We start from the raw sequence: 22,566 nt of genomic DNA on the forward strand, positions 1-22,566 counted from the left end.
GCGAAAAGAAGACGGGCAAGACCTATGGAAAAATTTACCAAGCTCACCGGCGTTGCCGCGCCGATGCCGATCGTCAATGTCGACACCGACATGATCATTCCCAAGGATTATCTCAAGACGATCAAGCGCACCGGGCTCGGCAGCGGACTGTTTGCCGAAATGCGCTACACGGACGACGGCTCGGAAAACCCCGACTTCGTGCTCAACAAGCCGGCCTACCGCAAGGCGCAGATCTTGGTCGCCGGCGACAATTTCGGCTGCGGCTCGTCGCGCGAGCATGCGCCGTGGGCGCTGCTCGACTTCGGCATACGCTGCGTCATCTCGACCTCGTTCGCCGACATTTTCTACAACAACTGCTTCAAGAACGGCATCCTGCCGATCACCGTCAGCCCGGAGGATCTGGACAAGCTGATGGACGACGCCTCGCGCGGCTCCAACGCAACCCTGTCGATCGACCTCGAAGCCAAGGAAATCCGCGGGCCGGACGGCGGCGTGGTCAAGTTCGACCTCGACGACTTCAAGCGGCACTGCCTCTTGAACGGGCTCGACGATATCGGCCTGACTATGGAGAAGGCCGACGCCATCGCCTCGTTCGAGAAGAAGAACGCCGAGCTGCGGCCCTGGGCCTGAACGGTAGGATGACCCCGGCCGCGACAGGCCGGGTTCGTGGCGGCTGCACGGAGGGACAGGCATGACACGTTCGCTGCTTGCGGGCGCCTGGGCGCTGGCGTGGATTCTGATGCCGGTGGCTGGCGCGCATGCACAGACCGACACGGTGCTCGTGCCGGCTGACGATGCGTCCGGCGGGGCCGCCGACCTGGGCGCGTCGAGCAATGCGGCCCTGGCCGAGGATGACGGCCAAGCACCGGTCCCGTTCGAGAATGGGCAGCTGACCATCACCCAGCAGGAAGACTATGGCGAGAAGGTGCTGGCCTATGACGGCAAGCAGCTGGCGCGCAATTACGATGTCTTCTTCGACAGGATTGTCGATGTCGGCGGCGTCACGGTGGCGCTGGTCGATGTCGGCGACGGCGGCAATCAATGCGGTCCGGCCAAGGTGATCGTGTGGAAGCCGGAAGGCGGCACGATCCAGACGACCACCGTCGAGCAGGATGAATGCGGCGCACCGCCGGCCGCGCTATCCGACGGCGCCATCTATTTCGTGCCTAATCTCTTGCCGGGCGAATCGAAGCCGGCGCTGCAATGGTCGCCGACCGGCGGGTTGTCGACCTCGGGCAACCTCGCCTACATGCCGGAGCCGGGTTCAGGCTGGAAAGATGTCGACCCGACGCAATACGACAGCATCGTCGATGCCTTCCATAACGAGGCCATCTACAGGCAAGCCGCGACGCTGCTCGGCAAGCAGATGCCCGACATGGCGACCAGCCTGCTGGTCGGCGGCGGCACCGAGAAAACCACCTCGGGCGTCTTCCACGCCAGCGGCTGCATCCCGCATGATTGCGGCGGCGACGACGGCTTCATGGCGATCGATCCGGCCAACCACAAGCTCTATTTCGCCCGCCGCGGCGACAAGCCCGAGCCGGATGCGTGGCCGGCGGTGAACACGTGGCCGGCCGAGGTCAGGGAAGCGATGGACAAGGCGCTCGGTTCGCCGAATTAGCTTCTCTGCTTCATGCCTTCGTTCCCGAGGCGGGGCCGAGCGGCGGCAGTCGTAACCTCAGACCATCGACAAAAAAGCCCGGCGCATGGCCGGGCTTTCCGTCGAATAGAGACTTGTATCACTCGCCGTCGATCGCCGTGGCGATGCGGGCGATGGCCTGTTGATAGTTGCTCGCGTCATTCCAGCCGGCAATTGCACCGAGATTCGCCTGTGCGCTGGCACCCGCCTGCCAACCATGAGCCTTGAGGAAGTTGGCGGTGGAAGCCAACGCAGTGGCTTTGTCGCGCAGATTTCCGCTGCCGACCCCGTATTTCAAGACATTTCCCGGCAGGAACTGCGTATGGCCAATCTCGCCATGCATGGCGCCGACCGACGAGGCGCTCAACGCGCCGCGATCAACCAGTTTCAGGGCTGCAACAGCATGCGGGTAGAAGAACTCCGGGCGGCGGCAATCATAGGCGAGCGTTACAATGGCAGAGACCGTATTCTGCTTGCCCAAGAAGGAACCGAAGCCGGTCTCCATCCCCCAGATGGCGAGCAACACACCCGGCGTCACGCCGTAGGTCCGTTCGATCTTGTCGAACAGCGCCGCGTTCGACTTCTTCAGTGAACGGCCCTTGGAAATGATCGTGGACGCGCCACGGCGCTTCATGAAAGCATCCACCGAGCCACCGAAAGCCTTGTGGATCGCGCGGTCGGCGGCGATCGTCCTTTTTGCGTAGGTCGCGCTAGCCAGAGCGGCCAGACCCTTCGAGCCTACACCGCTGGCCCTTGCTTCCTGCGCGAACTCCGCCTTCCACGCTTCGAAGCCCGCGCCCGTTTTGCCGCATTGGGCGGCCTGTGCCGCTGTTGCCGCCGCAAGCATCATCGATGCCGCCGCTGCGAAAATCTTTGCCTTGGCAAAAAATGCCATGTTGCTCTCCTGGTTGCCTGGATCTTGTCCCAAATACGAATTTGCCAGCGAAACGCCCGCTTGTCACCGTTGGAGCGACGTGCGTCCGCTTGGACGTAGTACGCTCCAGCACTTTACAATCTGCGCATCGTGCTTTCCGAGAATCGGAACCGACCTTCGGGGCCGATGCGCTAAGAACTCGTTTACGCATCCTCGCCGCAGCGCTGGCGAATGCCGGACAACTTGCTTACGATCAAGTAATTATTGTGGCGGGGGGCTAGAATATTCATGGAAGACGTTGACGTCGTGGTCATCGGCGCCGGCTCGGCGGGACTTTCCGCCGCCAAGACCCTGCGTGCGGCCGGCCTTTCCTTCAAGCTGGTCGAAGCGATGAACCGTATCGGCGGCCGCGCCTGGACCAGCGACCAGCATTTCGGCGTTCCTTTCGACATCGGCTGCGCCTGGCTGCACGCGGCCAACCGCAATCCCTACTTTCCCGAGGCGCAAGCTGCCCGCTGGACGCTTCATCATCACGACATGAATATCGACCATCTCTATTATCGCAACCGAAAGGCGAGCGAGGACGAAGAGGCCGCAATGAAGGCGGCCGATATCAGGCTGTTCGAGCTGCTGGCGGCGCATGAGGTCAAGGTTGGTGACGACGACCGTCTTTCGGCGTTGCTCGCCAAAGGCCATGCGCCGCGCGCCGCCGCCACCTTTGCCGGGCCGATGGACTTCGGCGCCGACGAGGACGAGATATCGATCCGCGACTTTCAGGCTGCCGCCGATCTCGATCCGAACTACTTCACCAAGGAGGGGTTCGGCGCGCTGGTCGCCCATTTCGGCGCCGACGTGCCGGTCGAGCTGTCGACGCCGGTGCGGAAAATCCTCTGGGACGTGCCCGGCGTCGCTTGCGTCACCGATCGCGGCATCATCCGCGCCAAGGCGGTCATCGTCACCGCCTCGCCGGCGGTGCTCGCCTTCGAGGAGATCGAATTCGCGCCGGCGCTGCCAGACAGGCATTTCGCTGCCTTCTTCGACCTGCCGATGGGCATGCTGACCAAGCTGCCGGTTGAGATCAGGGGCACAAGGCTCGGGCTGGCGCCGTTCGACGACCTGCTGATCGAGCGGCTGGCCAGGCACGACATCTACTTCCTTTGCTTTCCCTTCGACCTCGACCTGATGGTCGGCTTCGTCGGCGGCGATTTCGCTTGGGAGATGTCGGCGGCGGGCGAGGCGGCAGGCGTCGACTTCGTCGTCGACCGGCTGTGCGCCATCTTCGGCGGCGACGTCAGAAAACATGTCGGGCGCGCCATGATGACCAATTGGGGCGGCGAGCGGTTCGTGCGCGGCGCCTATGCGGCGGCCCGACCCGGCCGTTCGCAGGCGCGCGCCACGCTGATGCAGCCGGTGGCGGAAAAAATCTTCTTCGCCGGCGAGCATCTGGCCGGTCCGCTGATGCAGACCTGCGGCGGCGCCAGGCTATCGGGCGAGGCGGTGGCGAGAACGGTCGCCGCCCAGCTTGCGGCAACATAGCAACGGCAGGAACGCCGGCCGCCGACAGGCGTTTGGGCGATATGCCGCTGCGCACTATATCCGGGCCTGATGATTTGAGACTTGGTGATTTGAGATCTGGTGATTCGAGATCGGTATGAAGCTCTTCGATTGCCCGCATTGCGGCCACCGCCTCTATTTCGAGAACGCCCAGTGCCTGAACTGCGCCAGCCCCGTGCTTTACGATGCCGGGCATGCGCGCTTCGTGCTGTCTGGCGCCGGCGGCGTTTTCCAGTGCACCAATGCCGACGAGTGCGCTTGCAACTGGATGGCGGAACCTGGCCATGCCTTCTGCCGCGCCTGCGCGCTGAACCAGCTGATCCCGGACCTTTCGGTCGAGGGCAACCGCCGTCGCTGGATCCGCGTCGAAGCGGCAAAGAAGCGGGCCATCTATTCGCTGCTCGCCGCCGGACTGCCGGTCGCACCCAAGCAGAACGCCGGCGACGAGGCTGGCCTCGCCTTCGACTTTCTCGCCGATCCGATTGGTGGTCCGGGTGGCGCGCGCATCCTGACCGGCCATGACAACGGCCTGATCACACTCAATGTCGCCGAGGCGGACTCGGCCGAGCGCGAAAGACGGCGCGTCGAGATGGGCGAGAACTATCGCACTTTGCTCGGCCATTTCCGCCACGAGCTCGGCCACTATTACTGGGACCGCCTGATCCGCGACGACCCGCAACGGCTTGCCGCCTTCCGCACCTTGTTCGGCGACGAGCGCGCCGACTACGAGCAGGCGCTGAAGACCTACCATGCCAATGGCGCGCCGCCCGACTGGCAGCAGGACCACATTTCCGCCTATGCCACGTCCCATCCCTGGGAGGACTGGGCCGAGACATGGGCACACCATCTGCACATCACCGATACGCTGGAGATGGTGCATGCGCTGAATTTCCCGCTCGGCCGGCTGGAAACGGTGGAGGCCAACGACCTGTCGCGGGGCGACACCGGCGGCGAGCTCCAGCCGGCGCCGTCTGAACCTGCCGCCGTTCCCGAACCGTTTGAAAAGATCCTGGCCCGCTGGCTGGTGCTGTCGGAAGCGTCCAACTCGATCAACCGCTGCATGGGCCTGCCGGACCTCTATCCCTTCGTCATCTCGGAACTGACGGCACAGAAGCTGGCCTTCGTCCATGAACTCCTGACCGGTGTCGTGAAAGAAACCGGAACAAAACGTGAGCCGGCCGAGGCGTTTTAGCCGGAACGCATGAGGTCTTGTTTCGTTTTCGTTCGCGAGGGACCATCAACACGGAGCGAAACCATGAAGCGCATACTGTTTCCTGCTGTCGCCGGAGCGCTTGTCGCCATGTCCGGCACAGCCTTGGCCGATACCGCCGTTTCGGCGGTCGCCGATCTCAACATTCGCGCCGGCCCAGGGCCGCAATACCCAGTCATCGGCGTGCTCGCCGCCGGCCAGTCGGCAACGCTCGATGGCTGCATCCAAAACAGTAAATGGTGCACCATAGCCGAGGCCAATGGCCAAGGCTGGATCTATTCCGACTATGTGACGGCCGATTTCGGCGGCAACGAGGTCGTCCTGACCCGGCGCCCGGCAGACGCAGACATTACCATCGTCGAAGCCCCCGCCGATGTCGACGATCCCGACATCTATACCGGAGCGATCGTCGCTGGCGAGCCGATCGAGCCGATCAGGCGGCCGCCGGCCGAAGTCCGCACCTACATCGAGACCAACCGGGTCGACCCGGTTTATCTCGAGGGCGAGGTGGTTACCGGCGCGACCTTGCCCGATACCGTCGAGTTGCGCGAGATTCCGGACTATGACTACCGCTATGTCTATGTGAACGGTCAGCCGGCACTGGTCGACCCCGGCACCCGACGCATCATGTACGTCGAGCGCTGACGGTGCCGAACAGGGCAATCGCCTTGGACGAATGACGGAACTGTCGAAGTCGGCGCCGCCCCTCATCGCCCTGCCGGGGGCCTCGCTGGCGATTAGCGAAATCGTTGGGAGAGCGCCCTCTCCCCGTTCACGGGGAGAGGATGCCGGCAGGCAGGTGAGGGGCGGCGCCAACGCCGATTGCCGTGACGATTGCGCGGCACGACTCGATCGAATAAATCATGCGACCCGAAGCACCAGCCTGTGAGCCCGCGTGATAGACCCTGCCGCCTTCGAGCGCTATCGGCATACTCCCAACGCCAAGACGACCCTGCCGCGGCTCCTGCTCGGAACGGCGATCGTCGTCCTGTTCTGGGTCGCGACGACCGTCGCCGTGCTGTTCGGCGGCGCCTATTTCTTCGTCGTCTGGCAAGCATCGTCTGGCGCCCTGATAGAAGGAGGGGCGGTGCAGAATTTCATGGCCTCACCCGCCGGGATCCTCGCCGCGCTCGCCTCCTTCGCAGGAATCTGGCTCGGCCTGTGGGCTGCCATGCGCTGGGTCCATCGCGAGCCGCTGATGGCGCTGATCGGCACCAGCCGCCGCGTTTCGCGCTCGGGATTTTTTAGGGGATTGGCCGCGGTGCTGGTCACATCGCTGCTCTCCGAGATACTGCTCTATCTCTTGCAGCCCGACATTGCGCGCGGTGCGCTCGCCCTGTCGTCCTGGCTGCTGTTCCTGATCCCGATCGCCGCGCTGACCCTGCTGCAGGCCTCGTCCGAAGAGGTGCTGTTTCGCGGCTATCTCCTCAGGGGCCTGGCCAACCGCTTTCAAAACCCCTTCATCTGGGCGCTGCTGCCAGGACTTCTGTTCACTGCGATGCATTGGAACCCAAGCTCGACGACCGCCATCAACGCCTGCGTGCTGGCCTCGATCGCCGCTTTTGCGCTGCTCCTGACGCTTGTGGTCTATGCCACGGGCAATCTCGGCGCGGCCTTTGGCGCCCACCTCGGCAACAATCTGACCGGCTTCCTGCTGATTTCGCACCAGCAAAGCTACAATTCCTTCGCCCTGTTCAACGCCAAGCCGCTCGAAGGCCCCGGCTGGACGACGGTTGATGCCGTCCTCATTGCGGCGATCGGCATCGTCTGCAGCCTGTTGACCGTTCTGCTGCTGCTGCACCCGCGCTCGCCGCTGAAGGTCGAGCCGGATTTTTCGCACCCCGGCGGCCCATGCTGATGCGCATCACGCTGGTGGTGCTGCCATAAACCAAACCGGCCCGGTTCAGCGTATTCGGCCCCGCACCTTGACTCCGCGGCCGATTTCCTGTCTACAGCCCGCGAATTCCGCGACGAGTATCCCTCCGAGCAAGCCGACCGGGACGCCGAAGCCTGTTTGAGGCGACGTGCTGTAAATCGATCCTGGAGGTCAACATCCGGCAGCGCTGTGCGCCCCCGGGTGCTTTTTGGCTTTGAGCTTTTGCCTGGACAGCTTGGGTTGGATACTGGGCGCGAACGCATTACCTCTCGGGCATCATCCGGGTGCCAGGGAAAAGGAAGAAGAATGTTTGAATCGCTACAGGAACGTCTTGGTTCGATCCTGAACGGCCTCACCGGCCGCGGCGCCCTGTCCGAGGCCGATGTCTCGGCGGCGCTGCGCGAGGTGCGCCGTGCGCTGCTTGAGGCCGACGTTGCGCTGGAAGTGGTGCGTTCCTTCACCGACAAGGTGCGCGAGAAGGCCGTCGGCGCCGCCGTGCTGAAGTCGATCAAGCCCGGGCAGATGGTCGTCAAGATCGTCCATGACGAGCTGGTCGGGATGCTGGGCGCCGAGGGCGTCGCCATCGACCTCAATGCACCGGCTCCAGTCGTCATCATGATGGTCGGCCTGCAGGGTTCCGGCAAGACCACGACATCGGCCAAGATCGCAAAGCGCCTCACCGAGCGTCAGAACAAGAAGGTCCTGATGGCCTCGCTCGACACGCGGCGTCCCGCCGCGCAGGAGCAGCTCCGTCAGCTCGGCGAGCAGGTCAAGGTCGCCACGCTGCCGATCGTCGAGGGCCAGACGCCGGTCGACATCGCCCGCCGCGCCGTGCAGGCCGCAAAGCTCGGCGGCCATGACGTCGTCATCCTTGACACCGCCGGCCGCACCCACATAGACGAGCCGCTGATGGTCGAGATGGCCGACATCAAGAAGGTTTCGTCGCCGCACGAAATCCTTTTGGTCGCCGATTCGCTGACGGGCCAAGATGCCGTCAATCTGGCAAAAAGCTTCGATGAGCGCGTCGGCATCACCGGCCTGGTGCTGACCCGTATGGATGGCGACGGCCGTGGTGGTGCGGCACTTTCCATGCGCGCTGTCACCGGCAAGCCGATCAAGCTGATCGGCACCGGCGAGAAAATGGACGGGCTGGAGGAATTCCATCCCAAGCGCATCGCCGACCGCATTCTCGGCATGGGCGACATCATCAGCCTCGTCGAAAAGGCTGCCGAAAACATCGACGCCGAGCAGGCGGCGGCGATGGCCAAGAAGATGCAGTCGGGCAAGTTCGACCTGAACGATCTTGCCGGCCAGCTTCAGCAGATGTCGAAGATGGGCGGCATGGGCGGCATCATGGGCATGATGCCGGGCATGGGCAAGATGAAGGACCAGATGGCTGCCGCCGGTCTCGACGACAAGATGTTCGGCCGCCAGCTCGCCATCATCTCGTCGATGACCAAGGCCGAGCGCGCCAACCCCGATATTCTGAAGCACTCGCGCAAGAAGCGCATCGCCGCAGGCTCCGGCACCGATGCGGCCGAGATCAACAAGCTCCTGAAGATGCACCGCGGCATGGCCGACATGATGAAAGCGATGGGCGGCAAGGGCGGTGGCCTGATGCGTGGCATGATGGGCGGTCTGGCCCAGAAGATGGGACTCGGCGGCATGATGCCAGGGGGCATGGGTGGCCCGGGCGGCATGATGGGCGGCATGCCGGACCTGTCCAAGATGGACCCCAAGCAGCTCGAAGCCTTGCAGAAGCAAGCACAGGCAGCCGGTCTCGGCGGCATGAAGGGTCTTCCCGGTGGCCTCCCAGGTGGCGGTGGTCTGCCTGGGCTGCCCGGCGGCATGAAGCTTCCTGGTTTGCCAGGATCCGGCGGCGGTCTGCCAATGCTCGGCAAGAACGCCCCTGGCAAGAAGAAGTGAGGGCGCGATGAACGAAGAGAAGGACATGGCCGACGCACGCGCGGCGCTGGTCGATTACCGCGCCTCGATCGACAACATCGACGCAGCGCTCATCCACATGCTGGCCGAGCGTTTCCGCTGCACCAAGGCGGTCGGCGAGCTGAAGGCATCGCATGGCCTGCCGCCGGCCGATCCGGCGCGCGAGCAGCAGCAGATCGCCCGCCTTCGCCAACTGGCGAAGGACGCCCATCTCGACCCGGATTTCGCGGAGAAATTCCTGAACTTCGTCGTCCGCGAAGTGATCCGCCATCACGAGCATATCGCCGCATCCAACGGCGGAACGAAAACCGGCTGAGGACCAGCCGTAAACCCGAAAATCAGCGTTTTAGGAGAAAAGAAATGCCATTGAAAATCCGACTGGCCCGTGCGGGCTCGAAAAAGCGTCCCTATTACCACGTCGTCGTCGCCGACGCCCGTTCGCCGCGCGACGGCCGTTTCATCGAGTCGCTCGGCTCGTGGAACCCGCTGCTGCCCAAGGACGGCGAGCGGGTCAAGGTCGACGCCGACCGCGTCAAGCATTGGCTCTCGCACGGCGCCCAGCCGACCGACCGCGTGCTGCGCTTCCTCGACGAGGCCGGCATCGCCAAGCGCGAGGCCCGCTCCAATCCCAAGAAGGCCGAGCCCGGCAAGAAGGCGCAGGAACGCGCCGCACTTCTGAAGAAGGCGCAGGACAATGCAGCCGCCGCTGTTGCCGCTGCGGCAGCCGCGCCGGTCGAGGCGGAAGCCGCGACCGCCGAATAATCCGCTTTTTATCGCCTACGGAACGGCGGGCGCTTTGCCCGCCGTTTTATTTGGTCGGAGCTAAACGCGGCCCGATCAATAGCCTGCCGGGCAGCGGGCGATGTAGACGCGTCCATAGCGATCGCGATAGCGGCACCGGCCGGGTTCGGTAGCACGACCGATCAGTGCGCCGGCGACGGCGCCGACAGCACCACCAACAACAGCTCCCTCCACCGGGTCATTTGCAACGGCAGCGCCGACAGCAGCGCCACCCAGGCCACCGACCGCGGCGCCCTGTTCCGTCCGCGAACAGGCTGCGAGCGAGGTTGCCAATATCATCAGGACCACCAGTTTCTTCATCGTCGCTCCTCCCAAATGGGGTTTTCCGTCCTCGCCCCACCTCGTCTAACTCGCAACCGGGCGATTTGATCCAAGGGCAAGGAAGAGGGTGGCGGCAGATGGCCCTCTCTCTGGCGGCGCGACCGCCATCGAACGGCTCTTGACGCCGCCGCTATCGGCTGAGCGGGATCAGCGAGCGCACCCCGGGATTGCGCAGGAAAAGGCCGCCCCACAGAATGAGGCCGAGATATACGCCGAACAATGTGTGCGAGAACAGCGGGCTGCCAAGACGCGCGTGGGTCGCGATGGCGCCGCCGAGATAGGCGGTGAGCAGGACGGCGCCGAGCACCGAGGTGCGCGGCACCGCATAGAGCGCGGTCGAGACCAGCCCGACGATGCCGAGCATGCGCGAGACATCGGGATCGGCCGGCCAGCCGAGTTGCACCATGGTCTGGGTGACGACATCGAGCGGCGGCAGCTTGATGACGCCGTCGAAGGTCATGAACAGCACGATGAGGGCGCTGAGCCCGCGGCCGGTCCACAGCGCGCTCGGCGTGACGGATGCTGTTTGAGACATGGTCATTGGTCCTCCGGTTGTTTCGAGCCCTTTTGGCGAGGGTCGAACCAAGGACGCGGCGTGAGGCGGCGATCCGACACGCTTATGATTTTTCCAGCGCACGGTGCTTCGGTGAGCGCGGGAACAAACCCTAGGAGAAATAGTATTTTTTGGCGGGGATCATTTTTGGCGGCGCTTCGCCGAGCGCCTCGAACACCGAGATCTCACAGACGCGGCACAGGCCGTCGAGGGCGAGATCGTTGGCCTCGGTGCCGAACGGGTCCTCGAGTTCCTCCGAGAGCGCGTCGAGGCCGAAGAAGGTGTAGGCGATCAGCGCCGTGAACAGCGGCGTCGCCCAACCGGCAGTCGAGGCCAGCCCAAACGGCAGCAGCAGGCAGAAGATGTAGGCGGTGCGCTGCAACAGCAGCGTGTAGGCAAAAGGAAGCGGTGTTCCCATGATGCGCTCGCAGCCGGCCTGCGCTGCGGCGATTTGCGACAGGCGCTCGTCGAGAATGCGGTAGCCCATGACATCGATTGCGCCGGCCCTGTACAACGCGGCGGCTCGCTCGCCCATCCGCCGCAGCATGGCGTCCGGCGGGTTGGCCAGCTTGGCAGCACTTTCGGCCGCCTCATCGATGAACGCGCGTGCTTCGGTCGTGGCATCGACCCGCCGAAGCAGGCCGCGCAGGAAGTGACAGAAGGCGATCGCCTCCATCAGCAGCCCGCGCAGTTCGACCCGATCCTCGATCAACCCGGTGCTGGCGCGCGCCAGATTGCGAATGTCGAACACAAGCTGGCCCCACAGCTTGCGCGCCTCCCACCAGCGGTCGTAGGCGGCATTGTTACGGAAGCCGAGATAGATCGACAGCGCCACACCGAGCAAGGCGAGCGGCGCGGGCCCGGCATTGCCGAGGTCAAGCTGCAGCGCCCTGACCGCCAGCACCACCAGTGCGCCATAAATGCCGAAGCCGAAGATCTGCGGCAGGATGCGCGGCGCCACCGAGCCGCGCATGATGAAGAACAGATGCAAAAATCCCGGGCGCGGGCGAACGATCATCGAAACCCCTTTCACGGACCGGCAATGATCCTGATCGGTTCCATTGTGCGACGCAATACACGCACAAGCCCAGCGGCCAGCGACATGGCGATGTCGTCTTGCCAGTTTGAGGGCAGAGCAGGGCCAGGTGATGCCGGCCCGACGCGATCTAACTGAGGCGCCGGTGCCGCCCCTCATCCGCCTGCCGGCACCTTCTCCCCGTGAACGGGGAGAAGGGGCTAACGGCCGAAGGCCGAGCCCGCGACTGCGGGCCGCCGGTTGTCCGGCGCCCCCGCGGGGGGCCCGCCGCGGCAGCGGCGATACGGCCCGTGAGCGAGAAGTTACGCCGCCTTCCTCTTCGGTTGGATCAGCCCGCGCTCGATCAGCAATTCGGCGATCTGCACCGCGTTGAGTGCCGCGCCCTTGCGCAGATTGTCGGAGACGATCCACATCGACAGGCCGTTGTCGACGGTCGAATCCTCGCGGATGCGCGAGATGAAGGTCGCGTCCTCGCCGGCCGAGTCCAGCGGCGTGATGTAGCCGCCGTCCTCGCGCTTGTCGAGAACCTGGCAGCCCGGCGCTTCGCGCAGGATATCACGTGCTTCCTCGGCGGTGATCGGCTTTTCGAATTCGATGTTGACCGCTTCCGAATGGCCGATGAACACCGGCACGCGCACGCAGGTCGCCGTCAGCTTGATCTTGGGGTCGAGCATCTTCTTGGTCTCGGCGACCATCTTCCACTCTTCCTTGGTGAAGCCGTCGTCGAGGAAGACGTCGATGTGCGGGATGACGTTGAAGGCGATGCGCTTGGTGAACTTCTTGACGTCGACCTGATCGGCGACGAACACCGCGCGGGTCTGCGTGAACAGTTCGTCCATGCCTTCCTTGCCGGCGCCGGATACCGATTGATAGGTGGCGACGACGACACGCTTGATGGTGGCGAGGTCATGCAGCGGCTTCAGCGCCACGACCAGCTGCGCCGTCGAGCAGTTCGGGTTGGCGATGATGTTCTTGCGCGTGAACAGCGAAATCGCGTCCGGGTTCACTTCCGGCACGATCAGCGGCACGTCCTGGTCATAGCGGAAGGCCGACGAATTATCGATGACGACGCAGCCCTGCTTGCCGATCTTCGGCGACCATTCCTTCGAAACGTTGCCGCCGGCCGACATGATGCAGATGTCGGTATCGGAAAAATCATATTGGTCGAGCGCCCTGACCTTCAGCGTGCGATCGCCGAACGACACTTCCGTGCCCTGGCTGCGCCGCGAGGCCAGCGCTACCACCTCGCTCACCGGAAAGCCGCGCTCTTCCAGTATGTTGAGCATTTCCCGACCCACATTGCCCGTGGCGCCGACGATTGCAACCTTGAAACTCATCGAAATCTCCTGTCCTCTCCGCTCGGTTTTTTGGAGAAAACCCGCCGGCCGATGCGGGTTTCAACCCCCGGCCCGGACCCGGGAGAGGGTGGTTAGGCCAAGGGAATCAGACCGTTTTAGTGGTCGTTTTACCGGTTTTTTTGGCCAAGAACTTGGTTTTGCTGGAACGAGCAGACGCGCCGAGACGCCCGGCCCAATGGTTCACATTGCGGCCCGGGACGTCGAAGGCAAGAAGCGCCATCAAAAGGCCGCGCATCGAAACTACCCCATTCGGTGCCGGCTTTTACGCGGTTTGCGTAAAGAGTCAATCGCGACGCGGCGAGGCGCTTGCCCTGTACAATGGCGGCGGCGCGAAGTACGAACGATTGGATCGTTTGGCTCGTGGCGCTCCTGGCGCTCGCCGACGGATGACCCATTGCCGGGCATAAAAGAATCCGAATTCCGAAAGAGTGAAATGTCCAATTTCGAAGCACTTGTCCCCGCGCTGGCAAAGGCGCTGGAAAAACGCGGCTATGTCGAGCTGACGCCGGTGCAGAAGGCGGTTCTCGAGCTCGGGCAGGCCGATGCGCTGGTTTCCGCCCAGACCGGCTCCGGCAAGACCGTCGCCTTCGGGCTGGCTCTGGCGCCGACCCTTCTCGACGGCGCCGAGCGCTTTTCCCAGGCCGCAGCACCGCTGGCGCTGGCCGTGGCACCGACGCGGGAGCTCGCTTTGCAGGTGACGCGCGAACTCGAATGGCTCTACGAACTGACCGGCGCAGCGATAGCGTCCTGCGTCGGCGGCATGGACATGCGGACCGAGCGCCGCACGTTGGAGCGCGGCGCCCATATCGTCGTCGGCACGCCCGGCCGGCTGCGCGACCACATTACCCGCAATTCGCTCGACATGTCCGAGCTGAAGGCAGTGGTGCTCGACGAGGCCGACGAGATGCTCGATCTCGGCTTTCGCGAGGATCTGGAATTCATCCTCGACGCCGCGCCGGCCGAGCGCCGCACCTTGATGTTTTCGGCCACCGTGCCGCGCTCCATCGCCACGCTGGCCAAGGGCTACCAGCGCGATGCGGTGCGCATCTCGGCCGCCGGCGAGGAGAAGCAGCATCTCGACATTGAATACCGGGCACTGAGCGTGGCCCAGGCCGACCGGGAAAATGCCATCATCAACGTGCTGCGCTATTACGAGGCGAAGAACGCACTGGTGTTCTGCAATACACGCGCTGCCGTCAATCACCTGACCGCGCGCTTCAACAACCGCAACTTTTCCGTCGTCGCGCTTTCGGGCGAGCTGAGCCAGAACGAGCGCAGCCACGCGCTGCAGGCGATGCGCGACGGCCGCGCCAAAGTCTGCATCGCCACCGATGTGGCGGCGCGCGGCATCGACCTGCCCAACCTCGAACTGGTTATCCACGCCGACCTGCCGACCAATCCGGAGACGCTTCTGCACCGAAGCGGGCGGACGGGACGGGCGGGACGCAAGGGTGTCAGCGCGCTGATCGTGCCCAACAATGCTCGCAGGCGCACCGAACGGCTGCTGCAAAGCGCTGGCCTTGCGGCGACATGGGCAAGCCCGCCTTCGGCCGACGACGTCCTGCGCCGCGACGACGAGCGCATCCTCGCCGACCCGGTTTTCAGCGAGCCTGTGACGGATGATGAACGCGGCTTCATCAATGCGCTTCTTGAGCAGCATGGCCCCGATCAGGTGGCCGCCGCCTTCGTGCGTCTGTGCCGTTCCAGCCGTTCGGCGCCCGAGGATCTTTTAGAAGTCGCTCCGTTCACGCCGTCGGGCGACAGGCCCTCTGGCGACAGATCTGCCCGTCGCGACGAGGCGCCAAGCCGCCGCGACGATTTCGGCGACAGCGTCTGGTTCTCGCTGTCGGTGGGACGCAGGCAGAATGCCGAGCCGCGCTGGCTGATCCCGATGCTGTGCCGGACCGGCGGCATCTCCAAGCGCGAGATCGGCGCCATCAAGATGCAGCCGGAGGAAACTTTCGTGCAGATCGCGGCGGATTGGGCCGATCGGTTCCTCCAGGCGATCGGCCCGGATCGCAAGCTGCAGAACAACATCGCGGTGAAGCGGCTGGACGGCACGCCCGACCTGTCGCGGGCCGGCTATCAGGAGCCACGGCCGGACAAGAAGCCGCACCGCGGCAAGCGGACGTTCGACCAGAACGCGCCCAAATTCGAGAAGCGCGCACCGTCAGCCGATCAGCGCCCCGCCGCATTCGAGGCAAAGCCCTGGGCCGGGAAGGCAGGCAAGCCGAAATTCGACAAGGCCGGACCCGCCAAGAGCAAGAAAGCGAAGAAGCGGCCGGCTTAGCGATTTGCTGGCATCGTTGGCTTGTCATGGCCTGCAAGGGCTGGCCCTCGCCAAGGGAAATCGATACAGGTCTGCGCCGCCCCTCATCCGCCTGCCGGCACCTTCTCCCCGTCAACGGCGAGAAGCCCGCTGGCCGCAGCCTCGGCGTTCTTTCCGCGACGCCCGCGATTGGCGAAACCGGCGATGACAGCGTCCTTCTCCCCGTTACTATACGGGGAGTGCCCGACAGGGCGATGAGGGGCGGCGAAGACTTCGACGATTGGTCGTCTTCAACACGAGTGGCGCCGCTATCTTTTATCTGAAGCGATGCTCCCGCGCACGCACCCCTTGCGATCTGCCGCAACTTTGAACAGTTTGGCCAGCGGGACGAGGGGCAGGCATGCGCGGCGAAGTGCTTCACTATGACGAGGACCAGGGTTTTGGCTTCATCACCGGAGCCGACGGCAACCGCTACACCTTCGCGCGCGAGGATCTGCGCCGAGAGGCGACGATAGGCAGGGGCACGGCCATCGAGTTCCAGCCGGCTGGCGGACGGGCACGCGAGGTTTTTTCGGTCCGCGCCCAAACCGCCAGTCCGACGGACGCAACCGTGGCTCTGTCTCAGGCCGGCAATGCGCCCGTGGCGCCGCAACATTTCGGCCGTTTCGCTGAAAATGCTCCCGCCACCGACCTTTGGAGCTACTTCCGGCGGGGCCTGACTGAAAATTACTTCAATTTCTCCGGCCGTGCCCGCCGCAAGGAATATTGGGGCTATTGCCTGTTCTGGACGATCGCGCTGATCGTGGTCGTCGGCGTCGGCCTCTTCATCGACGACGCCATGGGCGATCTTGACGAATTGCCGGCAGCGACGGTCGGTCTTTGCGGCGCGTTTGTGCTGGCGACATTCCCGCCTTGGATCGGACTGAACGTGCGTCGCCTGCACGACATCGGCCTGACCGGCTGGCTTTTTCTGGCGGTGCTCATCCCGACCATCGGCTGGCTGATCATCCTGGTCTTCGCGCTGATCCCGACGCAGTCCCGTGAAAATCAGTGGGGCCCGGTGCCGGCGGGGGTCAGGGCCTAGCTGGTCGACACAGCGATTTTGAGGGGTGGAAGCCGGGCGGACGTCGATCGCCAGCGGGCTTAGCCCAGGAACCTGGCGATGATCGCGTCGCCCATCTCAGCGGTGCCGACCTCGGTCATGCCAGGGGAAAGAATATCCCTAGTACGCAAGCCCTGGTCGAGCACGGCGGCGATGGCGCTTTCCAGGCGGTCGGCCTCGGCCACCATGCCGAAGGAATAGCGCATGCACATGGCGAAGGAGGCGATCATGGCGATCGGGTTGGCGATGCCCTTGCCCGCGATGTCGGGCGCCGAACCGTGCACCGGTTCGTAGAGCGCCTTGCGCTTTTTCGTCTTGGCATCCGGCGCGCCGAGCGACGCCGAAGGCAGCATGCCGATCGAGCCGGTCAGCATGGCGGCGATGTCGGACAGCATGTCGCCGAACAGATTGTCGGTGACGATGACGTCGAATTGTTTCGGCCAGCGCACCAGCTGCATGCCGCCCGCATCGGCCAGCATGTGGTCGAGCTTGACGTCACCATATCTGGCCTTGTGCGTCTGCGTGACGACCTCGTTCCATAGCACGCCCGACTTCATCACATTGCGCTTTTCCATCGAGGTGACGTGGTTCTTGCGCGTGCGTGCCAGCTCGAAGGCGACGCCCGAGATGCGCTCGATCTCGAAGGTGTCGTAGACCTGGGTGTCGATTCCGCGCTTCTGGCCGTTGCCGAGATCGATGATCTGCTTCGGCTCGCCGAAATAGACGCCGCCGGTGAGCTCGCGAACGATCAGAATGTCGAGCCCTTCGACCACCTCCTGCTTGAGCGAGGAGGATGCCGCCAGCGCCGGATAGCAGATGGCCGGCCTGAGATTGGCGAACAGCTCCATGTCCTTGCGCAGCCGCAGCAGTCCGGCTTCCGGGCGCACCTCATAAGGCACCGCATCCCATTTCGGCCCGCCGACGGCGCCGAACAGCACCGCGTCGGCGGCCATCGCCTTGGCCATGTCGGCATCAGAAATCGCCGCGCCATGCGCGTCATAGGCGCAGCCGCCCACCAGCCCCTCATCGGTGACAAAACCGCTGTCGAGATTGTCGTTCATGGCGGCGATCAGCTTCTTCACTTCGGCCATCGCCTCGGGGCCGATGCCGTCGCCGGCGAGCAGGAGAAGATTTTTCGAAGCCATCCGGAACCGTCCTAATTGTGGCGCATGAAATCGGAATCGATTTCGCAAAGCATCATGCGCAGAAACAAAATTCTACAGCGTCCCTTTTCGCGGCCAAAGGACGCGCGGCGCTGTCGTGAGCCGCGGCCTTGCTAAACGCCAAGCGGCTCACGCGCAAGCCTTGGTTCAGAGCACCTTTGACGATCCTTCGCTCCGCCGACGTCGCGCAAGCTTCTGCGCCGCCGCCGCGCTCAGGACGTGCGCTTGAGCGCCGTCACTTCGATCTCGATCTTCATTTCCGGCTTGTTGAGCTGACAGACGATCATCGTCGCTGCCGGCCTGATGTCACCAAAAGCCTCGCCGAGGAGCGGAAAGACGATGTCGACGAAAGCCGCGTCGGTGATGTAGTAATGCGCCCGCACCACATCGGCCATCTCGAAGCCGCCGTCCTGCAACGCCTTGGCAATCGTCGCCAGGCAATTGCGCGTCTGCGCCTCGACCGTCTCCGGCATCGACATGGTCGCATAGTCGTAGCCCGTTGTTCCGGAAACGAAACACCAGTCGCCCTGCACCACGGCGCGCGAATAACCGGCGGCCTTCTCGAAGGGCGAGCCGGTGGAGATCAGTTTTCGCATGGTTCCCTCGGATATTCCTGAGGCGATATTGAGCTGAAGACGTGCCTTCCGGCTATGGGCCAGGCGGGGCGGAATCGACATTTATCTGAGCCGTGCATTCCCTGCGCAGAGAAACTGGCTAGCTTTTTCGGCCCCGCGCCGCCAGCGTCCGCAACCTCAGCGCGTTGAGGCGGATAAAACCTTCGGCGTCCTTCTGGTCGTAGGCGCCGCGGTCATCCTCGAAGGTGACCAGCGCGTCGGAATAGAGCGTCTTGTTCGACTTGCGGCCAGTGACGATGACGTTGCCCTTGTAAAGTTTCAGCCGCACCGTGCCTTCGACGTCTTCCTGGCTCTTGTCGATCATCGCCTGCAGCATCAGCCGCTCGGGCGCGAACCAGAAGCCGTTGTAGATCAGCTCGGCGTAGCGCGGCATGAATTCGTCCTTGAGGTGGGCGGCGCCACGGTCGAGCGTGATCGATTCGATCGCCCGGTGGGCTGATATCAGGATGGTGCCGCCGGGGGTCTCGTAGACGCCGCGTGATTTCATGCCGACGAAACGGTTCTCGACCAGGTCGAGCCGGCCGATGCCGTTGTCGCGGCCGAGATCGTTGAGCGCCGCCAGCATCGTCGCCGGCGACAGTTTTTTGCCGTCGAGCGCGATCGGATCGCCCTTCAGGAATTCGATTTCGATCTCGGTGACCTTGTCCGGCGCGTCCATCGGCGAGATGGTGCGCTGGTGGACGAATTCCGGCGGCTCGCTCCACGGGTCTTCCAGCACTTTGCCTTCGGAGGACGAATGCAGAAGATTGGCGTCGACCGAAAACGGCGCGTCGCCCTTCTTGTCCTTCGGCACCGGGATCTGGTGCTGCTCGGCGAAGTTGATCAGGTCGGTGCGCGACTTGAACGACCAGTCGCGCCATGGCGCGATGACCTTGATGTCGGGATTGAGCGCATAGGCCGAAAGCTCGAAACGGACCTGATCGTTGCCCTTGCCGGTGGCGCCATGCGCAATCGCATCGGCGCCGGTTTCTTGGGCGATCTCGACCAGGTGCTTGGAGATCAGCGGCCGGGCGATCGAGGTGCCGAGCAAATAGGTGCCTTCATAGACGGCATTGGCGCGAAACATCGGGAAGACGAAGTCGGAAACGAACTCCTCGCGCACATCGACGATGCGGATATCCTTGATGCCCATCATCTCGGCCTTGCGCCGCGCCGGCTCCAGTTCGCCGCCCTGGCCGAGATCGGCGGTGAAGGTGACCACCTCGGCGCCAAGCTCGGTCTGCAGCCATTTCAGGATGATGGAGGTGTCAAGGCCGCCGGAATAGGCGAGCACGACCTTGTTGACGGTTTTTGCTTTCGACATTTGGCTGTTCCGCGACAGGGTTCTTTGCGGGCGAGGTATCACGGCGTTTCCGCCTTGCGCAAGTGACGAACAGTGTTCCGGAGGGCAATCGTCCTTCCGGGCGTTTGCACCGCCCCTCACCTGCCTGCCGGCATCCCCTCCCCGTATAGTGACGGGGAGAGGAGGCGGCTTCATCGGTTTCGCCAAACTCTAACGCTGCAAGAATGGCGCTGAGGCTGCGGCCAGCCCTTTCTCCCCGTCACTATACGGGGAGAAATGCCCGGCAGGGCAATGAGGGGCGGCGCCGACATTTGACGATTGGCTGCCCGAGTTGGGCGCGATTGTTTGTCGGAGTCTCGCTATACCAGACGCCGTGCTGGCGAGAAGCTGGCGTGTATAAGGCACCTGCGCTATAGGCTGCGCTTTCTTTATCCAGGGGCCCGCAGATGTCCTTCATTCCCGACACCACCACGCTGATCCAATTCGCCATCGCCACCGTGATCCTGGCGATCACGCCGGGCCCCGACATGACGCTGTTCGTGTCGCGCACGCTGAGCCATGGACGCGCCACCGGCTTTGCCTCGATGGCCGGCGCGCTGTTCGGCACACTGATCCACACCACGCTGGTGGTGGTCGGCATCTCGGCGCTGATCGTCGCCTCGCCGATGTCTTTCCTGGCCCTGAAGATCTTTGGCGCCGGCTATCTCGTCTTCCTGGCGTGGCAGGCGATCACCAAGGGTTCGGCGTTTTCGCCCGAGAAGAAGAGCGGGCCGGAGATTTCGCTGTTTCGCGCCTGGGCGGCAGGGCTCGGCGTCAATCTGCTCAACCCGAAGATCATCCTGTTCTTCATGACCTTCCTGCCGCAGTTCGTCTCGGCCCATGATCCGAACGCGCCCGGAAAACTGTTCTTCCTCGGCGCGATGTTCGTCGTTTTGTCGATCCCGGTAACAGCGCCGATGGTCTTTGCGGCAGAAAAATTCTCGGCCGCGATGAAAGCAAGCCCGCGGGTAACGCGCGCCGTCGACTATCTGTTCGCCGGGGTGTTTTCGGCCTTCGCGCTCAAGATCCTGACCGCCCAGGCGAAGTAGACCTTCCGGCTTGGCGCCAGCTTCCGGCCGAGCGCCCGGCGCTCAGCCAGTAGAAAATGCCGCCGACCATGCCGCTGCCGATCACGGCAGCGACGACGCGCGGGTCGGTGATCTCGAAATTGACCTCGGCGGTCTGGTGGGCGAAGCCGAGGAAGACCGCCGCGACCACCGCGCCCGCCAGCGCATAGAACAGCCAGTCGCGCCGTCCGAGGATTTCCGAGACGAGAATCGCCACCGCTGCCGGCATAAAGGCGAAATAGGCGACGAACAGCGCAACGAAGGGGATTGAAAAATACAGCGAGGCCGTCGCCGCCGGCTGCACATGCTCCGGCGTATAGCCCAGCGACGCCAGGAACATGACGTTGAGGAAAGCGCTGGCCGCCAGCGCGGCAACGCCATAACCGATCAGGATGATGGCGAAGCGGATGAAGTAGGCGACAAGGCGGGTCACGCCTCGCCGTGCCCCGCGATCATCATTGCTTCCAGCGCGAGCCGATCGACCTTGCGCATGCGCTCGGATTCCGACTTGAGCTGGCCGCAGGCGGCGAGGATATCGCGGCCGCGCGGCGTGCGGATCGGCGAGGCATAGCCGGCATTGTTGATGTAGTCGGCGAATTTCTCGATCGTCTCCCAGTCCGAGCACTGGTAGTTGGTGCCCGGCCACGGATTGAACGGGATCAGATTGATCTTGGCTGGAATGCCCTTGAGCAGCTTGATCAGTCCCTTGGCGTCCTCGATCGAATCGTTGACGTCCTTCAGCAGCACATACTCGAAGGTGATGCGGCGGGCGTTCGACAGGCCGGGATAGGCGCGGCAGGCGGCGATCAGCTCTTTCAAGGGATATCTTTTGTTGATCGGCACCAAAAGGTCGCGCAGATCGTCATTGGTGGCGTGCAGCGAGATCGCCAGCATGACACCGATCTCGTCGCCGGTGCGGAAGATCTCCGGCACGACGCCGGAAGTCGACAGCGTGATGCGTCTCTTCGACAGGGAAAGCCCGTCGCCGTCGGACGCGATCAGCAGCGCCTTCTTCACCGCCTCGAAATTGTAGAGCGGCTCGCCCATGCCCATCATGACGATGTTGGACACTTTCCGGCCCTCGGCCGGAACGACGGCGCCATCGGGCGTGTCGCGGTCGGGGAAATCGCCGAGCCGGTCGCGGGCGGTCAGAAGCTGGGCGAGGATTTCCTCCGCGGTCAGGTTGCGCACCAGCTTCTGCGTGCCGGTGTGGCAAAAGGAGCAGGTCAGCGTGCAACCGACCTGTGAGGAGATGCAGAGCGTGCCGCGGCCTTCTTCGGGAATGTAGACGGTCTCGATCTCGACCGGCCGGCCGGCGCCGCGCGGCGGAAAGCGAAACAGCCATTTGCGCGTGCCGTCGGAGGAAATCTGCTCCTCGACGATCTCGGGCCTGGCGACGGTAAAATGCTTGTCGAGCTCGGCGCGCAGATCCTTGGAGATGTTGAACATACCAGCAAAGTCGGAGACGCCGCGCACATACATCCAGTGCCAGAGCTGCTGGGCGCGCATCCTGGCCTGGCGCTCCGGCACGATGCCTGATGCAACGAGCGCAGCGCCAAGCTCGGCGCGGGTCAGGCCGATCAGCGACGGTTTTTCCGCCGGCGCGGCGCGGGCGCGCAACGCGTCACGGGCGCCTTCAGTGGTAAGGTCGAATGAGAGGGTCATCGTTGCGCCAATATAAGCGATTTACGGCCGATTACAGCATCGTGCCCGAAATGAAGCGCGGCGCATAGCACAGCTTGACGGCGGAGTCATGCAGGCGGCGGTTTCCTTCTCCCCTTGTGAGGCCTTTGCACAGAATCGGATTGATGATTCCGGGGGTAAGGAAGAGAGGGAGATGATT

23 protein-coding genes are annotated in these 22,566 nt (G+C 63.8%); 12 read left to right on the forward strand and 11 right to left on the reverse strand.

What is annotated here, in order from left to right; all coding sequences use genetic code 11:
* The first annotated feature begins 24 nt into the window (after positions 1–24).
* Both leuD and AC0L3H_RS28710 read left to right on the forward strand, forming a co-directional pair.
* Positions 25–630 (forward strand): 3-isopropylmalate dehydratase small subunit, encoded by a 606-nt coding sequence (gene leuD / locus AC0L3H_RS28705; protein WP_023803774.1) that lies wholly within the window; start codon positions 25–27, stop codon positions 628–630.
* 61 nt (positions 631–691) lie between these two features.
* Entirely contained in the window at positions 692–1,621 is a 930-nt protein-coding gene (locus AC0L3H_RS28710; RefSeq protein ID WP_473587710.1) for a hypothetical protein, read from the forward strand.
* A gap of 118 nt (positions 1,622–1,739) precedes the next feature.
* On the opposite strand, the gene AC0L3H_RS28715 is transcribed toward AC0L3H_RS28710, so the two are convergent.
* A complete protein-coding gene (locus AC0L3H_RS28715; RefSeq protein WP_091592126.1) occupies positions 1,740–2,534 on the reverse strand; it encodes a lytic murein transglycosylase in 795 nt (264 codons plus the stop codon).
* Between the two features lie 267 nt (positions 2,535–2,801).
* Here AC0L3H_RS28715 and AC0L3H_RS28720 point away from each other — a divergent pair, with 267 nt between their 5' ends.
* From AC0L3H_RS28720 to rpsP, 7 genes are all read left to right on the forward strand, one after another.
* Positions 2,802–4,049, forward strand: coding sequence for a flavin monoamine oxidase family protein (locus AC0L3H_RS28720; protein ID WP_473587711.1), 1,248 nt, complete (start codon positions 2,802–2,804; stop codon positions 4,047–4,049).
* 115 nt (positions 4,050–4,164) lie between these two features.
* Entirely contained in the window at positions 4,165–5,259 is a 1,095-nt protein-coding gene (locus AC0L3H_RS28725; RefSeq protein WP_473587712.1) for a zinc-binding metallopeptidase family protein, read from the forward strand.
* A gap of 63 nt (positions 5,260–5,322) precedes the next feature.
* Positions 5,323–5,922, forward strand: a complete 600-nt coding sequence (locus tag AC0L3H_RS28730) for a DUF1236 domain-containing protein (RefSeq protein WP_023803769.1) — start codon at positions 5,323–5,325, stop codon at positions 5,920–5,922.
* A gap of 250 nt (positions 5,923–6,172) precedes the next feature.
* Positions 6,173–7,135: a lysostaphin resistance A-like protein gene (locus tag AC0L3H_RS28735; RefSeq protein WP_473587713.1), complete on the forward strand. Its 963-nt coding sequence runs from the start codon at positions 6,173–6,175 to the stop codon at positions 7,133–7,135.
* 324 nt (positions 7,136–7,459) lie between these two features.
* Complete coding sequence (gene ffh, locus AC0L3H_RS28740; protein WP_473587714.1) at positions 7,460–9,079, forward strand: signal recognition particle protein; 1,620 nt, start codon at positions 7,460–7,462, stop codon at positions 9,077–9,079.
* Positions 9,080–9,086: 7 nt separating this feature from the next.
* A complete protein-coding gene (locus tag AC0L3H_RS28745; RefSeq protein ID WP_023803766.1) occupies positions 9,087–9,413 on the forward strand; it encodes a chorismate mutase in 327 nt (108 codons plus the stop codon).
* A 44-nt stretch (positions 9,414–9,457) separates the two neighbouring features.
* Entirely contained in the window at positions 9,458–9,859 is a 402-nt protein-coding gene (rpsP, locus tag AC0L3H_RS28750) for a 30S ribosomal protein S16 (RefSeq protein ID WP_473587715.1), read from the forward strand.
* 75 nt (positions 9,860–9,934) lie between these two features.
* On the opposite strand, the gene AC0L3H_RS28755 is transcribed toward rpsP, so the two are convergent.
* The 5 genes from AC0L3H_RS28755 to AC0L3H_RS28775 all read right to left on the reverse strand — a co-directional run bounded on the left by AC0L3H_RS28755 (position 9,935) and on the right by AC0L3H_RS28775 (position 13,401).
* Positions 9,935–10,198, reverse strand: coding sequence for a YMGG-like glycine zipper-containing protein (locus AC0L3H_RS28755; RefSeq protein WP_027153677.1), 264 nt, complete (start codon positions 10,196–10,198; stop codon positions 9,935–9,937).
* Positions 10,199–10,349: 151 nt separating this feature from the next.
* Positions 10,350–10,760 carry a DoxX family protein gene (locus AC0L3H_RS28760; RefSeq protein ID WP_473495524.1) on the reverse strand — a complete coding sequence of 137 codons (411 nt, stop codon included), beginning with the start codon at positions 10,758–10,760 and terminating at the stop codon, positions 10,350–10,352.
* Positions 10,761–10,884: 124 nt separating this feature from the next.
* Positions 10,885–11,790, reverse strand: coding sequence for a bestrophin family protein (locus tag AC0L3H_RS28765; protein WP_473587716.1), 906 nt, complete (start codon positions 11,788–11,790; stop codon positions 10,885–10,887).
* Positions 11,791–12,110: 320 nt separating this feature from the next.
* Positions 12,111–13,145, reverse strand: coding sequence for an aspartate-semialdehyde dehydrogenase (locus tag AC0L3H_RS28770; protein WP_473587717.1), 1,035 nt, complete (start codon positions 13,143–13,145; stop codon positions 12,111–12,113).
* 106 nt (positions 13,146–13,251) lie between these two features.
* Positions 13,252–13,401, reverse strand: coding sequence for a hypothetical protein (locus tag AC0L3H_RS28775; protein WP_473587718.1), 150 nt, complete (start codon positions 13,399–13,401; stop codon positions 13,252–13,254).
* Positions 13,402–13,599: 198 nt separating this feature from the next.
* Here AC0L3H_RS28775 and AC0L3H_RS28780 point away from each other — a divergent pair, with 198 nt between their 5' ends.
* Both AC0L3H_RS28780 and AC0L3H_RS28785 read left to right on the forward strand, forming a co-directional pair.
* Positions 13,600–15,456, forward strand: coding sequence for a DEAD/DEAH box helicase (locus AC0L3H_RS28780; RefSeq protein WP_473587719.1), 1,857 nt, complete (start codon positions 13,600–13,602; stop codon positions 15,454–15,456).
* Between the two features lie 379 nt (positions 15,457–15,835).
* Positions 15,836–16,519, forward strand: coding sequence for a DUF805 domain-containing protein (locus tag AC0L3H_RS28785; protein ID WP_473587720.1), 684 nt, complete (start codon positions 15,836–15,838; stop codon positions 16,517–16,519).
* Positions 16,520–16,578: 59 nt separating this feature from the next.
* Here the strand turns inward: AC0L3H_RS28785 and leuB are convergent, their stop codons facing one another.
* The 3 genes from leuB to AC0L3H_RS28800 all read right to left on the reverse strand — a co-directional run bounded on the left by leuB (position 16,579) and on the right by AC0L3H_RS28800 (position 19,638).
* A complete protein-coding gene (leuB, locus tag AC0L3H_RS28790) occupies positions 16,579–17,682 on the reverse strand; it encodes a 3-isopropylmalate dehydrogenase (protein WP_473587721.1) in 1,104 nt (367 codons plus the stop codon).
* Between the two features lie 230 nt (positions 17,683–17,912).
* Entirely contained in the window at positions 17,913–18,296 is a 384-nt protein-coding gene (locus AC0L3H_RS28795; RefSeq protein ID WP_473495517.1) for a RidA family protein, read from the reverse strand.
* A gap of 118 nt (positions 18,297–18,414) precedes the next feature.
* Entirely contained in the window at positions 18,415–19,638 is a 1,224-nt protein-coding gene (locus AC0L3H_RS28800) for an argininosuccinate synthase (protein WP_473587722.1), read from the reverse strand.
* A 425-nt stretch (positions 19,639–20,063) separates the two neighbouring features.
* On the opposite strand from AC0L3H_RS28800, the gene AC0L3H_RS28805 reads away from it, so the two are divergent.
* Positions 20,064–20,705, forward strand: coding sequence for a LysE family translocator (locus tag AC0L3H_RS28805; protein WP_473587723.1), 642 nt, complete (start codon positions 20,064–20,066; stop codon positions 20,703–20,705).
* Here AC0L3H_RS28805 and AC0L3H_RS28810 read toward each other — a convergent pair.
* Entirely contained in the window at positions 20,677–21,156 is a 480-nt protein-coding gene (locus AC0L3H_RS28810; protein ID WP_473587724.1) for a hypothetical protein, read from the reverse strand. The genes AC0L3H_RS28805 and AC0L3H_RS28810 overlap by 29 nt on opposite strands.
* Positions 21,153–22,388 (reverse strand): dual-specificity RNA methyltransferase RlmN, encoded by a 1,236-nt coding sequence (rlmN, locus tag AC0L3H_RS28815; protein WP_473587725.1) that lies wholly within the window; start codon positions 22,386–22,388, stop codon positions 21,153–21,155. Before rlmN ends, AC0L3H_RS28810 begins: the two co-directional genes overlap by 4 nt.
* Between the last annotated feature and the right edge of the window lie 178 nt (positions 22,389–22,566).

The organism is Mesorhizobium sp. WSM4816, assembly GCF_055811535.1.